General features: G+C 64.9%; 10 protein-coding genes. 8 read left to right on the plus strand and 2 right to left on the minus strand.

All coding sequences use genetic code 11. From position 1 onward, the window contains the following. Window positions 1-28 precede the first annotated feature (28 nt). Together U5760_RS28095 and U5760_RS28100 are read left to right on the plus strand one after the other, a co-directional pair. Window positions 29-1,069, plus strand: a complete 1,041-nt coding sequence (locus tag U5760_RS28095; RefSeq protein ID WP_322015575.1) for an LLM class flavin-dependent oxidoreductase — start codon at window positions 29-31, stop codon at window positions 1,067-1,069. A gap of 63 nt (window positions 1,070-1,132) precedes the next feature. Next, window positions 1,133-1,477 carry a DUF3088 domain-containing protein gene (locus U5760_RS28100; protein WP_322015576.1) on the plus strand — a complete coding sequence of 115 codons (345 nt, stop codon included), beginning with the start codon at window positions 1,133-1,135 and terminating at the stop codon, window positions 1,475-1,477. 62 nt (window positions 1,478-1,539) lie between these two features. On the opposite strand, the gene U5760_RS28105 is transcribed toward U5760_RS28100, so the two are convergent. Both U5760_RS28105 and U5760_RS28110 read right to left on the minus strand, forming a co-directional pair. Beyond that, window positions 1,540-2,676, minus strand: coding sequence for a glycosyltransferase family 9 protein (locus U5760_RS28105; RefSeq protein WP_322015577.1), 1,137 nt, complete (start codon window positions 2,674-2,676; stop codon window positions 1,540-1,542). Between the two features lie 57 nt (window positions 2,677-2,733). Continuing rightward, window positions 2,734-3,675 carry a DMT family transporter gene (locus U5760_RS28110; RefSeq protein ID WP_322015578.1) on the minus strand — a complete coding sequence of 314 codons (942 nt, stop codon included), beginning with the start codon at window positions 3,673-3,675 and terminating at the stop codon, window positions 2,734-2,736. Window positions 3,676-4,036: 361 nt separating this feature from the next. On the opposite strand from U5760_RS28110, the gene U5760_RS28115 reads away from it, so the two are divergent. The 6 genes from U5760_RS28115 (at window position 4,037) to U5760_RS28140 (ending at window position 12,907) form a co-directional block, all read left to right on the plus strand. Continuing rightward, window positions 4,037-4,837, plus strand: coding sequence for an ABC transporter ATP-binding protein (locus U5760_RS28115; protein ID WP_322015579.1), 801 nt, complete (start codon window positions 4,037-4,039; stop codon window positions 4,835-4,837). Window positions 4,838-4,979: 142 nt separating this feature from the next. Next, the gene (locus U5760_RS28120; protein WP_322015580.1) at window positions 4,980-5,915 is read left to right on the plus strand and encodes a TauD/TfdA family dioxygenase; all 936 of its coding nucleotides are present in this window, start codon (window positions 4,980-4,982) and stop codon (window positions 5,913-5,915) included. Window positions 5,916-6,078: 163 nt separating this feature from the next. Continuing rightward, window positions 6,079-7,101, plus strand: a complete 1,023-nt coding sequence (locus tag U5760_RS28125) for an ABC transporter substrate-binding protein (RefSeq protein ID WP_322015581.1) — start codon at window positions 6,079-6,081, stop codon at window positions 7,099-7,101. A 19-nt stretch (window positions 7,102-7,120) separates the two neighbouring features. Further along, a complete protein-coding gene (locus tag U5760_RS28130; RefSeq protein ID WP_322015582.1) occupies window positions 7,121-9,538 on the plus strand; it encodes a TonB-dependent receptor in 2,418 nt (805 codons plus the stop codon). 21 nt (window positions 9,539-9,559) lie between these two features. Then, window positions 9,560-11,194 (plus strand): ABC transporter permease, encoded by a 1,635-nt coding sequence (locus U5760_RS28135; RefSeq protein WP_322015583.1) that lies wholly within the window; start codon window positions 9,560-9,562, stop codon window positions 11,192-11,194. A 51-nt stretch (window positions 11,195-11,245) separates the two neighbouring features. Continuing rightward, complete coding sequence (locus tag U5760_RS28140; RefSeq protein ID WP_322015584.1) at window positions 11,246-12,907, plus strand: arylsulfatase; 1,662 nt, start codon at window positions 11,246-11,248, stop codon at window positions 12,905-12,907. The last annotated feature ends 105 nt before the right edge of the window (window positions 12,908-13,012 follow it).

The raw sequence follows: 13,012 nt of genomic DNA on the forward strand, positions 1-13,012 counted from the left end.
AAAATATGGATAACGAAATAATTAGAAAATGAGCAAGGTGAACATCGATCATATTGCTTTTCTGACGCCGGGAAACTACCGCGACGAGGCGCCGCGCGCCGGGCTCGAACAATCGCTCGAACTCTTTCGCAGCGGCGAAGCGCTGGGTTACGACAGTGCCTGGGTGCGGCAACGCCATCTGGAGCGTGCGGTTTCCTCCGCGACGACGTTTCTTGCGGCAGCCAGCCAGCGTACGACACGCATCGGCCTCGGCGCGGCGGTGATCCAGATGGGTTACGAGAATCCCTTCCGGCTCGCGGAGGATCTCGCGAGCGTGGATGTGCTATCGGGTGGCCGGTTACAGGTGGGTTTGAGCGCAGGCGCACCGAATCACGGCGGCCTGCTGGGCGAGCGTCTCTTCGACGTCGATCCCGGGCAGATCGATTTTTCGTGGGCGCGTGTGGCCCGTCTGCGCCGGAACCTGGCGGGGGACTGGCTGGGCGGCGAGGAAAGTTTCGTCGAATCGGCGGCCGGGCGCGTGCGGCCCCGCGTGAGTCCCTATGCGCCAGGACTCACGGACCGCCTCTGGTACGGCGGCGGCTCGCTGCGCTCGGTGGAATGGGCCGGACGCAACGGCTTCAATTTGCTGATCGGCAACATTACGGCGGGCGAGGGTACCGACGACTATCGCGAGGCCCAACTGCGCCAGCTGGAGGCGTATTGCACGCACTGGAGCGAGCGCAGGCCGCCGCGGATCGCGCTCGGCCGCGTAATCGTGCCGCTGGACGGCGCCGACGCGCCCACGCGGCAACGCTACCGTGCGTTTGACGAAGGCCGCCGCGCGCGTACGCTGGCACCGCAAGGCGAGCGGCGCACGGTGTTCGTGCCTGATCTGGTCGGGACTGCCGACGAGATCCTGACGCAGCTTCTGGCCGACCCGGTTGTCGCCCAGGTGAGCGAGCTGCGGCTTGAACTGCCTTACGATCTGCCGTTCGAGCACTATCGGCAGATTCTCGAGGATTTCATCGAACGCATCGCACCGGAACTGGGTTGGCGTCCGGCGGGAACGCGCGAGCCGGTTGCAGCCTGACCGCGCGGCGCGCTGCATTCAATATTCAAGAATCCTGAATTTTATGGAGGCATAGTCCGTATCATGAGTCGCGATCTGCTGTTGCTGCTCGAACCCGGTTTCACCGATCCTGCCCACCCGGGCGAACGCTTCGTCTGCCCGCACGGCGTGCCGATCGAAGGCCTGCTGGCGAGCGATCCGGAACGCGTCGCGCGGCTGGACGTCAAGCGCGTGCCGTTCGCCAGGCCGCGTGCCGTCGTGATCGAGGTGCTCGACGAAGCACACCAGGGGCTGCCGGCACTCGTGCTGGGCGACGAGCATCCGTTTCCCGACGACGCCAAAACGTTGGGAGCGCAACGCTTCGTGAATGACCCGAAGCGGATTCTCGAACTGCTCGCCGAGCGCCACGGGTTTCCGAAACTGCACTGAAGTACGGTAACGACGGGTAACGAGGGCGGAGTGACCCCGCGCCGGCACCGGAGCCGGCTGGATCAGGGTGCTGTCGCGAGCACCAGCAGGTCCTGCAGTGCACGATACACCGTCTCCACGGAGTTGCCGGTCATGCAGCCGGCGTGGCCGTCGCGCCAGTCTAGGCAGGTCGCTTCGCTGCGACTGCACCGGCGCACCCACGTAACGGGGCGCCGGAACAGCGTGACATGGTCGCGGCAAGGCATGTCCGCGGCCAGCGCCACGAACGGCGCGTCTTGCCAATAACGGCCCGCTCCGTGAATCAGCGGATTGCCGGGGCCGAACAGCGCGACAGTCGGCGCACCCACGAGACGCGCGAGGTGGGCGATGCCGGTATCCGGGCACACCACCGCGCGCGCGCCGCTCAGTACGTGCCACATATCGGCGAGGCCGTAGCGTCCCGCCAGATTGGGTTGTGCCGGATCGGGGGCGATTGCGTCGACGAGTCCGGCCTCGCCCGGACCGCCGCTCCATACGGGCAGATAGCCTTCGGCCTCGACACGCTTCGCAAGCTCGCGCCAGCGTTCGGCGGGCCAGCGCTTGACCGCGCTGCTCGCGCCGGGATGCAGCACGATATAGGGCCTTTCACGCAATTCGGCCGGGAGCGGTGTGCTCGCCTGCGGCGCGGGCCAGTCGGTCGGGTGATACGGCCGCGGTGCGGGACCTTTCACGAGTTCCGCCGCCATATCCGCCCATGCGGCCGGCGCTGCGGGATAGTGCATCGACTCGTCGACCGGCCAGTTCTTCCACGCGGGGCGGTCGCCCGCATGCGCGACGATCCAGCGGCAACCCGCCGCGAGTGCAAGCCAGCTGTAACGATTGTCGCCCGCCACGATACCCAGATCGTAAGGTCCCGAAGCCAGCACGCGCTTTACGGAAGCGCTGTCGCGCGGGTCGAAAGCGAGCGCATCGACGCCGAAGGGGCGTTTCGCATAGAGCGGTGCCATCGCTTTCGGGCAGGCCAGCACGATCTGCGCGTGAGGATACAGTGCGCGTAGTTTCGCCAGCAAGGCGGCGAGAAGCAGCGCGTCGCCCAGCAGCATGTGTTGCGCAATCAGAATGCGTGCCGGTTGCGCGACGGGCTTGCGCCGCAGCGGCTTGAGGGCGAGCCGTGGCAGGGCGCGCGCAAAGGTGTGGATCCGGCCGTGAAGTCTGCTCATGATGGACGATTCTGCCCATCCGAGCTAACGGAAAGCATGCTGAATGGTTACGCGAAATTACGTGCGCAATCGGGCGGCGGCCTCCGTTCGCGGCCTCGATGCGGGTATCGTCATGGCCGCGACGCCGGCAACCACGCAGGCGAGTCCGGCCCACGCCGAGGGCGACAGCGTTTCGCCCAGGAAGGCCATGCCGATTCCCACGCCAATGGGAACTCTTAAGTAGGCCTGAGCAGTAGTGCCCACGGATCCCAAGGTTTGAATCAGCCGGAAATAGACGACGAAAGCCAGCGCGGTCGAGAAAACGGCCAACCCCAGCAGCGCCATGAGGGAGTGCAGCGACGGGGTCAGTGTCCACGGACGATCGACGAGGAGGCTGATGGGCGTGAGCAGCACCGTTCCCACGAGCAGCGAACCTGTGGCCGGTACGGCGGCGGGCAGGCCCTTGAAGGCGCGTCCATAGAGCGCTGCCCCCGCGTAGCAGACCGTGGCGGCCACAATGGCCAGTTGCGGCACGAGTTGCTGCCCCAGTCCTTCGAAGGCGCTGGCGCCCACCACGAGGCAGGTTCCGGCTAGCCCCGCGATAACGCCCAGCAGCTTGCGTGCGGTGACTTTCTCGTGGTGGGTGACGAGCCAGGTGCCGAGGAACGCGAGTACCGGCGACGTCGAGTTCAGGATGGTGGCAAGACCGGCCTCGACCGAGCGTTCGGCCCAGGCAATGAGCGTAAACGGCACCACGCTGTTCAGCAGGGCCTGCACGAGAAAGCGCCGCCACATGGCCGGCTCGCGGGGCAACTTTACGCCGCACAGGCTCATCCCGACGAGAAGCAGCAGGCCTGCAATCAAGGTTCGCGCCGCAATGAACGTAATGGGCGGAATCGTCGCGACACCGACCCGTATGAAGGTGTACGAAGCGCCCCACAGGGTCGATAAAGTCAGCAGCAAAAGCAGATCGACGACGGCGTTGTGACGTGGGGAGGTTGTGCCGGGGTTGCCGCTCATGGGTTTCTCTGCGTGGGGGAACGGGATGAGGTTCGTGCGGTTTTCAGGCAGGAACCTGCCGCAGTATGGGCGTGACACGGTTGAGAACGTTTCGGGGTGCACTGAAACGTCGAATGAGATGGGGGGGCTGGCCTGTTCGATCGTCGGGTAACACTGCATGCGCCGGTTATATCGATAGACACAGGTCAGGGGGTAATTTGACCACCGTTTGACAGACAGCACAGCGGCGCCTCCCGATAATCGAAGTTCTTCGCCGCAACCGGGGTAGGTCTCTCGCGGCGCCATCGTCCCAAGACATCAGGTCCCCATGGTCCGCCTTTCCAGCGAGCAGCATTCAGGTAATGCAAGCGATAGTCACTTCGTGCGACTGCAGGCAGTGAGCAAGCGGTATCGCGTGAGCGGCCAGGATTTGCCGATCCTTTCGGACTTCAATCTCGACGTGCGCCGACATGAGTTCATCGCCATTCTGGGCGAGAGCGGCTGCGGGAAATCGACATTGCTGCGTCTTCTGATCGGGCTCGACAAAACGTACGACGGGCAGATCCTCGTAGAAGGCGTCGCACCCAGAATCGGCAACGACGAAGCCGGGATCGTCTTCCAGGACCCGCGGCTGTTCCCGTGGCTGAGTGTCGAGAAGAACGTTGCGCTCGGGCTTGCGCGTTTCCGGCTGGACCGTCGCGAGGCTGCGCGCCGCGTGCAGGAGCACATCGCTCTCGTGGGCCTGACGGGTTTCGAGCGCGCGTTGCCGCACCAGCTCTCAGGCGGCATGGCCCAGCGCGTGGCGCTTGCGCGCGCGATTGTCGCGCATCCCGGCTTCCTGCTGCTCGACGAACCGTTCAGCGCGCTCGACGCGCTCACGCGTTCGCAGATGCACGACCAGTTGCTGCGCGTGCGCGAGGCGGCGGATCTCACCATGCTGCTCGTCACGCACGACGTGGAAGAAGCAATCTGTCTCGCGGACCGCATTGTCGTTATGTCGCCGAGGCCCGGGCGCATCCGCGAGATCGTCGATGTCGATCTGCCCCATCCGCGCGTGCGGGGCGAGGCGGCCTTCCAGCGCGAACGCGAACGGCTGCATGGGCTCCTCGGGAAAAGCCGGGGCGGCGAGAGCAGCAACGCTGCAGTAGTGCCCGGTGCTTCCCCGTTCAGGGAATTCGCATAGAAGAAAAGTCGGCGATCGAGTGTCAAACCACAGACAGATATTTCCGCGCGGATTCCCTAACATGGTTGACTCCAGAATCGCTTTCACCTCGTTATCCACCGTAGACAATAAGTATTCCAGATTAATTACCAAGGATCTCATCATGTCGAATATTAAAGTCGTCGAAGCGGGTGAACTGTCCGTTCATCCCATTACTGGGCGCGTCGGTGCGGAAATTCGCGGCGTGCGTCTTTCGGGCGATCTGCAGCCGGCGGTCGTTCAGGCTATCCAGGCCGCACTCCTCAAGCACAAGGTGATCTTCTTTCGCGACCAGACGCATTTGACGGACCAGCAGCAAGAGTCGTTCGCGAAGCTGCTGGGCGATCCGATTGCGCATCCCACCGTGCCGGTTCGGGAAGGCACCGAATATTTGCTGGAACTCGATTCGCTGCACGGCGGCCGCGCGAATTCCTGGCATACCGACGTGACGTTCGTGGATGCCTATCCGAAGGCCTCGATCCTGCGCGGCGTGACTAACCCGGAGGTGGGCGGCGACACCGTATGGGCCAATACGGCGAGCGCCTATGAAGACCTGCCGCAGGAACTGAAGACGCTGGCCGAGCAGCTCTGGGCGGTGCACAGCAACGACTTCGACTATGCGGCGACCGGTCGCGAGTATCGCAGCAAGGACGCGCAGGCCGCGTTCGAGCGTTACAAGGAGGTGTTCGTTTCCACGCGCTACGAAACCGAGCATCCGCTCGTGCGCGTGCACCCGGAAAGCGGCGAGAAGACGCTCGTGCTCGGCCACTTCTTCAAGAACTTCGTCGGTCTCTCGTCGTCGGTCTCGAGCCATCTGTTCGAGGTGTTCCAGGGCTATATCACACGTCTCGAGAACATCGTGCGCTGGCGCTGGCAGGCGGGCGACGTCGCGATCTGGGACAACCGCGCGACCCAGCATTACGCCGTGAACGACTATGGCGACGCACGCCGCATCGTGCGTCGGGTCACGCTGGCGGGCGACGTGCCGGTGAGCGTGGACGGGCGCAAGAGCACGACGCGTAGTGCGGTGAAGAACACGAAACTTGCCGCCGCCGCGTAAGCCACCGCAAGCAACTGTCGAGCAAACAAGCAAGCGAGGCGTGCCCGGCGCCGAAGTCGCCGGGCACGAACGAAGTCATATGAAGCGCATTGTGCTGGGGGATTCAGTGGGACGCCGACTTTTTGCCAACCTGTCCGTCTTTTTTTTCATGGCGTGCGCCGTTATGGCTCTCGCGCCCGCCAGTGCCCGCGCACAGAACGTCATACGGATCGCCGTGCCCGATATCAGCGCGGGGCCGAAGCCTGCCGGCGGCGGTGTCGTCGATGTCCTCTATGCCAACCACGCGCTGGAGAAGGCATTCCAGAAGGACGGTGTGCAGATCCAGTGGACCTTTTTCAAGGGCGCGGGCCCCGCCGTCAACGAAGCGCTGGCGAACCACCAGGTCGATCTCGCGTTTCTCGGCGACCTCGCCGGCATCATCGGCCGTGCGAACGGGCTCGATACGCGCCTGATCGCCGGGCTGGCACGCGACGTCAACGGCTATCTCGCGGTTGCGCCGGGGCAGGGCATCAAGGATCTCAAGGACCTCAAGGGCAAGCAGGTCGCGCTCTTTCGGGGCACCGCGCTGCAACTGTCGTTCGATAGCGTGCTGCGCACAGAGGGCCTCACCGAGCGCGACTTCCGCGTGGTCAACCTGGACATGAACAGTGCCGCGGCAGCGATTGCCGCGCACCGCATCGACGCCGTCTGGGGTGCGTCTTCGCTCTACATTCTCAAGGACAAGGGCCTCGTCGATATCCCGGTCAGCACGCGCGGCCGCGAGGGCGTAGGCACGTTCAAAGCGGGGCTCGTCGCGTCGAACGCCTTCCTGCGCGCCCATCCCGACTGGACCGGGCGCGTGGTCGAAACGCTGCTGGAGGCTTCGAACTGGCTATCAGACCGCAAGAATCTGGACGCGTACCTGCAACTCGAACAGGACCGCGCCGCGATTCCGGCTTCGGTCTGGCGCAACGAGATTGGCGACAGCGATCCCGCCACGTTCTTCTCGCCGCTGCTCGATCCGTATTTCGTCAATGCGTTCAAGCGCGACGTCGATACGGCAAAACAACTCGGCATGATCCGCCAGACCTTCGACGTCGATCAGTGGGTCGACCCATCCTGGCTCGACAAGGCGTTGCAGACCACGAAGCTCGCGGGCCGCTGGCAAGCCTACCGCGCGTTTGGGCAGCCCGAAAAGACGAACTGAAAAACACAACGACAACAACATGATGGAACAGCACACGTTCTACCGCCTGACAGCGATCGCCGCGGCGGTGTTCTCCATGACCCCTGCGTGGGCGCAGGAAAACACCGCCGGTTCGGGGAGCACGGCAGCGGTTGCCGTCTCGGGCGCGGCAGCGACGTCGAACACGCAGGCAGACACCGGGGCGCACGACAATCCGGCCACGAGTGCCGGCGTCAAGAGTGACGGTTCGATGCGCCTGAAGGACTTCACGGTGACCGCACGCCGCCGCTCCGAAAGCGCCCAGAAAGTGCCGGCGCCCATTTCCACCGTGAGCGGACAGGATCTGGAGCGCCAGCGGCTCTACCGCATCCAGGACCTGCAGCAGACCTTGCCGAGCCTGAATGTGGCGTTCATCAATCCACGCCAGTCGAGCGTTTCGATTCGCGGTATCGGCAACAATCCGGCCAGCGACAATCTGGAGCCGAGCGTCGGCGTCTATCTCGACAACGTGTATCTCGGCCGCCCCGGCATGGCCGTGTTCGATCTGCTCGACATCCAGCAGGTCGATCTGTTGCGCGGACCGCAGGGCACGCTGTTCGGCAAGAACAGCACTGCGGGCGTGCTCAATATTTCCACACGCCCTCCGCAGTTCAAGACCGAAGGCTACCTCGAACAGTCGGTGGGCCAGGACGGTTACGCGCAGACCAAGGCGCATCTCTCCGGCCCGCTCTCCGATACGCTTGCGGGCACGCTGGATCTCGAACATACGCACAGCGACGGTGACATCACCAACCTGTACAACGGAAGCCAGTTGAACGGCACCTCGAATTATGGGGTGCGCGGACAATTGCTATGGAAACCGAACAATGATCTGAGCGTGCGCTTCATTGCCGATTACAGCACGGAAAACGCCGATACAGGCGCGCTGCTGCTCTACGGCTTGCCGCCGGGCGGCACGTTCCTGTCGCGCGCCGCGCTCTTCGGTGTCACGCCCGTCACGGATCCGTCGCGCTATGCGGTGGATATCGATACCACGCCGCACATGAACGTTCACCAGGGCGGCGTTTCGACGGAGGTGAACTACAAGCTGCCGGCCGGCTACACGCTGACCTCCATCACGGCGGCCCGCTTCTGGAATTTCAGCCCCACGAACGACGGCGATTCGCTGCCGGTGCCGGCCCTCAGCGACGCCGGGGTCGCCGTCAACGATCACCAGATTTCGCAGGAGGTGCGTCTTGCTTCGCCCACAGGCGGACCGATCGACTGGGTGGTGGGCGCGTACTATTTTTACCAGCAGACCAACACGACCACGTTCACCGATTTCGGCCCGGACGCGGATCTGTTCCAGTTCGGCGTGGATCGCAAGATTCTCGACGGCGTTACCTCGCTCTCGCCGGCCTCGGTCGAGACCAACAGCGCGGCGCTGTTCGGCCAGGCCACGTGGCATGCCACCTCGCGTGCCGACTTCACGGCGGGCCTGCGCGGGACCTACGAGGACAAGACGGGCTACGTGAATCGCGATGCGCCGTTTGGCGGCACGCCGCTCACGGGCGCGCTGCTGGCCGCGCGCAACGCGGCGGTGGGGCCCTACCAGTCCGGCCAGATCGGCCAGCACGGCGTGAGCCCGTCGGCAATGCTCAATTTCAGCTACAAGCTCACGTCCGACGTGCTCGCCTACGCCACGCTCTCGCACGGCGAAAAGTCCGGCGGCATCAACATGGCCGTGGGCTCCGCGCCTTCGCTGGGCGCGAATTCGCTGCTGTTCGGCCCGGAGCGGGCGAACGACGCGGAGCTCGGCATCAAGAGCGACTGGTTCGACCACCGGCTGATCTTCAACGCCAATCTGTTCTGGACGCAGATCAACGGCTATCAGGCGACGACCTACGTCACGGTCCCGGCCAGCGGACTCGTGACCCAGGTGCTGGCGAACGGCGCGGACGTGCGCTCGCGCGGCGCGGAAATCGATCTGCGGGCGAAGCCGCTGCGCGGACTCACGTTGGGCTTCGACGCTTCGTATGTGGATGCCACGTACAGCTCGTACACCGACGGCCCGTGTGCCGCCGAAATCACGCTGGCCACCGGCGCCACCACCTGCAATCTCACGGGCAAGCAGGTATCGGGTGCGCCGCGCTGGATCGCCAACCTGAGCGCGCAATACGAGTTCTACCTGGGTCACGACATCGACCAGTACCTCACGGGCGTGTGGTCGCTGCGCTCGAACCAGTTCGGCACGCTCGACGATTCGCAGTACGGCAAGCTGCCGGGCTACGGCATTCTCAATCTCGCAACCGGCTGGCGCCTGAACAGTGGCGAGCACAAGTGGGACCTGTCGATCTGGGCGCACAACGTGTTCAACAAGCGCTACTACCTCGCTTCGTTCGCGAGCGTGCAGAACACCTATACCGCGATGGCCGGCGACCCGCGCGTGGTGGGCGCGACGCTGCGCTTCACTTATTGATCACGAAAAGCAGAGGGCGAAATGGCAAACCTGGCCGGAGCATCCGTACTCGACGACAAGGCTCCGGATGAGAGCGTGGACGAACAAGGAGGAGTGCTTAGGGGTCAAGTGCGCGTGCGGGCGCTCTCATGGTCGGCGCTAGTGCCGTGGATCGTGCCGGTAGTCGTGTTTCTGCTCTGGTGGAAGGCCTCGCACGCCGGCTGGATGTCCGCGCAGATTCTACCGGCGCCTGAATTGGTGTGGCAGACCGCGCACGCGTTGTTCGACGATCAATTGATATCGAATCTGCTCATCAGTCTCGAGCGGCTCGCCATCGGTTTTGTCGCGGGCGTGGTGGGCGGCGCCGCGCTCGGCGCGCTGATGGGCACGAGTGCGATTGCCGAAGAGATCATCGCGCCCGTGTTCTACGCGTTTGCACAGATACCGCCGCTCGCGTTGCTGCCGCTGCTGATGCTCGTGCTCGGTATCGGCGAGGCCCTGAAGATCGTGCTCATCCTCAAGGCCGTCGCCGTGCCGGTGGCAATCCACACTCAGGTGGGCGTGCGCGGCGTGTCCCAGCGTTTGCGTGAAGTGGCGGGCGTGCTGCGTTTGTCTGCGTGGCAGCGTTTGCGTCTTCTCATCGTGCCGGCGGCGTTGCCGGCGTTTCTGACCGGCGTGCGTCAGGCGCTCGCGCAAGGGTGGCTCACGCTCATTGCCGTGGAACTGCTCGCTTCGTCGGAGGGGATCGGCTACCTCATGGTCTGGGGCCGGCAGATGTTCCAGCTCGACGTGGTGTTCGTCTGCATCGTGGTGATCGGCTTGACGGGCTTTGCCATCGACCGGGGCGTCGCACTGCTCGACAGCGGGATCGTGCGCTGGCCGCACGAAGCGCCTGGTGCTGCGCGGCACGCGCATTCGCGCGGCTGGCGGCGCTACCTCAACGGCGCGGTGCTCCCCGTGCTGCTTCTCGCGGTGTGGAGCGTGGTAGCGCACCGGCACTGGGTCGATGCGAACCTGCTGCCCGCGCCGGGCGCGGTGCTGGCCTCCACGCTCGACGATTTGAGGATGGGCGCGCTGCCGGTGCCGCTCGCGCACACGCTGGCGCGCGCGGGCGAGGGTCTGGCCGGCGGGGCAGCGGCAGGGATCGTCCTGGGCCTTGCGCTCGGCTCGGTGCGCTGGATTGGCCGCGCGCTCAATCCCACGCTCACGGCCTTGCGCCAGGTCGCGATCTTCGCGTGGATTCCGGTGCTGACCGCTTGGGCCGGCATCGACGATCTTGCCAAGGTGATTTTCGTAGCGCTGGCCGCGTTCTTTCCCGTTGTGCTCGCAACGAGCCGCGCCGTCGAAGCGGTACCGCCCGCGCTGCACGAAGTCGCACTCACGTTGCGGTTGAATGCGTGGCAGCGGCTGCGCTGGCTCGTCGTTCCCGCGATTCTGCCCGGCGTGTTCGCCGGATTGAGGTTGGCGCTCCTCTACGCGTGGCTCGGCGCGATCGGCGCCGAATATCTGATGCCTTCCGGCGTGGGGCTCGGCACTTTCATGATCGATGCTCAGCAACTGTTCCGGATGGACCGGTTGCTGAGCGCGGCGGCCTTGATCGGTGGGCTGGGTGCGCTCTTCGCCTGGCTCGGCACCCGGCTCGAAGCTGCGGCCACGTCCTGGCGCACGCGGCAGTGAGGCCATGCTTCACGTCTTATCCTCCCCTTCAACGGAATAGAGAAACAGGAAATGTCGGAACAGACTGCTGCGCAACACAAGACTGCAAGCCCGCCCAAAAGCCAGGCCAGGCGCCCCAACTTCCTCGTGATCGTGGCGGACGATCTGGGATTTTCGGATCTGGGCGCGTTCGGCGGGGAGATTGCGACACCGCATCTCGACGCCCTGGCCCATACCGGTGTGCGCTTCACCGATTTCCACACGGCCTCGGCGTGTTCGCCCACGCGGGCCATGCTGCTGAGCGGCACCGATCACCATGTGGCCGGTATCGGCACGATGGCGGAGACGTTGCCGCCCGAACTGGCCGGCAAACCGGGCTACGAAGGGTATCTGAACGAGCGGGTGGCGGCGTTGCCGGAACTGCTGCACGAGGCCGGCTACTTCACTGCGATGGCGGGCAAGTGGCACCTGGGCCTGACGCTCGAACGCGCGCCGTGGGCCCGCGGCTTCGAAAAATCGTTCGCACTGCTTCCGGGTGCGGCGAACCACTACGGATTCGAGCCCGTGGGCGAGCACGACGAGCAGCCGCGTCTCCTGCGTTCGACGCGCTCCCTGTACGTGGAAGACGACCACTTCGTCGATCAACTGCCCGAAGACTTCTACTCGTCAGATAGCTTCACGGACAAACTATTGCAGTATCTGGACGAGCGTCCCGACGACGGCCGTCCGTTCTTCGCCTACCTGCCGTTCTCCGCGCCACATTGGCCGTTGCAGGCGCCGGCGGAGATCGTCGAGCGCTACCGGGGCCGCTACGACGCCGGTCCGGACGAACTGCGCACGCAGCGCCTCGCGCGCCAGCGGGAGCTGGGACTGCTCGACGCGGACGTCTCCGCGCACCCGGTGGTAGCGCCCACGCCGTCATGGGATGCACTGGGCGACGAAGCGCGCGCCTTCTCGGCGCGCACGATGGAGGTGTACGCGGCGATGGTCGAGCGGCTGGACTGGAACGTCGGGCGCGTGATCGAACACCTCAAGGCTACGGGCGAATTCGACAACACCTTTGTGCTGTTTCTCTCGGACAATGGCGCGGAAGGGGCACTGCTCGAAGCGTTGCCGATCTTCGGCCCGGACCTGCAACGCTTCATTCGCGACTACTACGACAACAGTCTCGGCAATATCGGCCAGGGCAATTCGTATGTGTGGTACGGGCCGCGCTGGGCTCAGGCTGCCACGGCCCCTTCGCGGCTCTACAAGGCCTTCACGACCGAAGGGGGTATCCGCGTGGTGGCGCTGGCGCATTACGCCCACCTTGCACGCAACGGCAGCATCGGCGGGGCATTCGCCACGGTCATGGACGTCGTGCCGACCTTGCTGGAGCTGGCCGGTGTGGAGCATCCCGGAACCGCCTGGCGCGGCAGGGAGATCGCCGCCTTGAAGGGGCGCTCGCTGCTTCCGTATCTTTCGGGCCGCGCCGAAACCGTGCACGACGCGAGCCATGTCACGGGGTGGGAGCTGTTCGGCCGGCGCGCAGTGCGCCAGGGCGACTGGAAGGCCGTGTTCATTCCCGCGCCGGTCGGTTCCGGCGTGTGGCAGCTGTACGATCTCGCGCGCGACCCCGGCGAAACGCGGGACCTGGCGCCGGCGGAACCCGAGAGGCTGCAAGCGCTGCTCGAGCACTGGGAGACCTATGTGGAAGAGAACGGCGTGCAGCCGTTCGAATTCCGGCCCGCGTGAACGCGGGATGAACGGATGAACCGGCGCGCGGAACCCGGGTTTCGCGCGGCCTCGTGATATGCATAGCAAAAAAAATAGGTTTGGGCGAGTGGGCATGGAATGCTC

Source organism: Paraburkholderia sp. J12 (assembly GCF_905220215.1).
GTDB lineage: Bacteria > Pseudomonadota > Gammaproteobacteria > Burkholderiales > Burkholderiaceae > Paraburkholderia.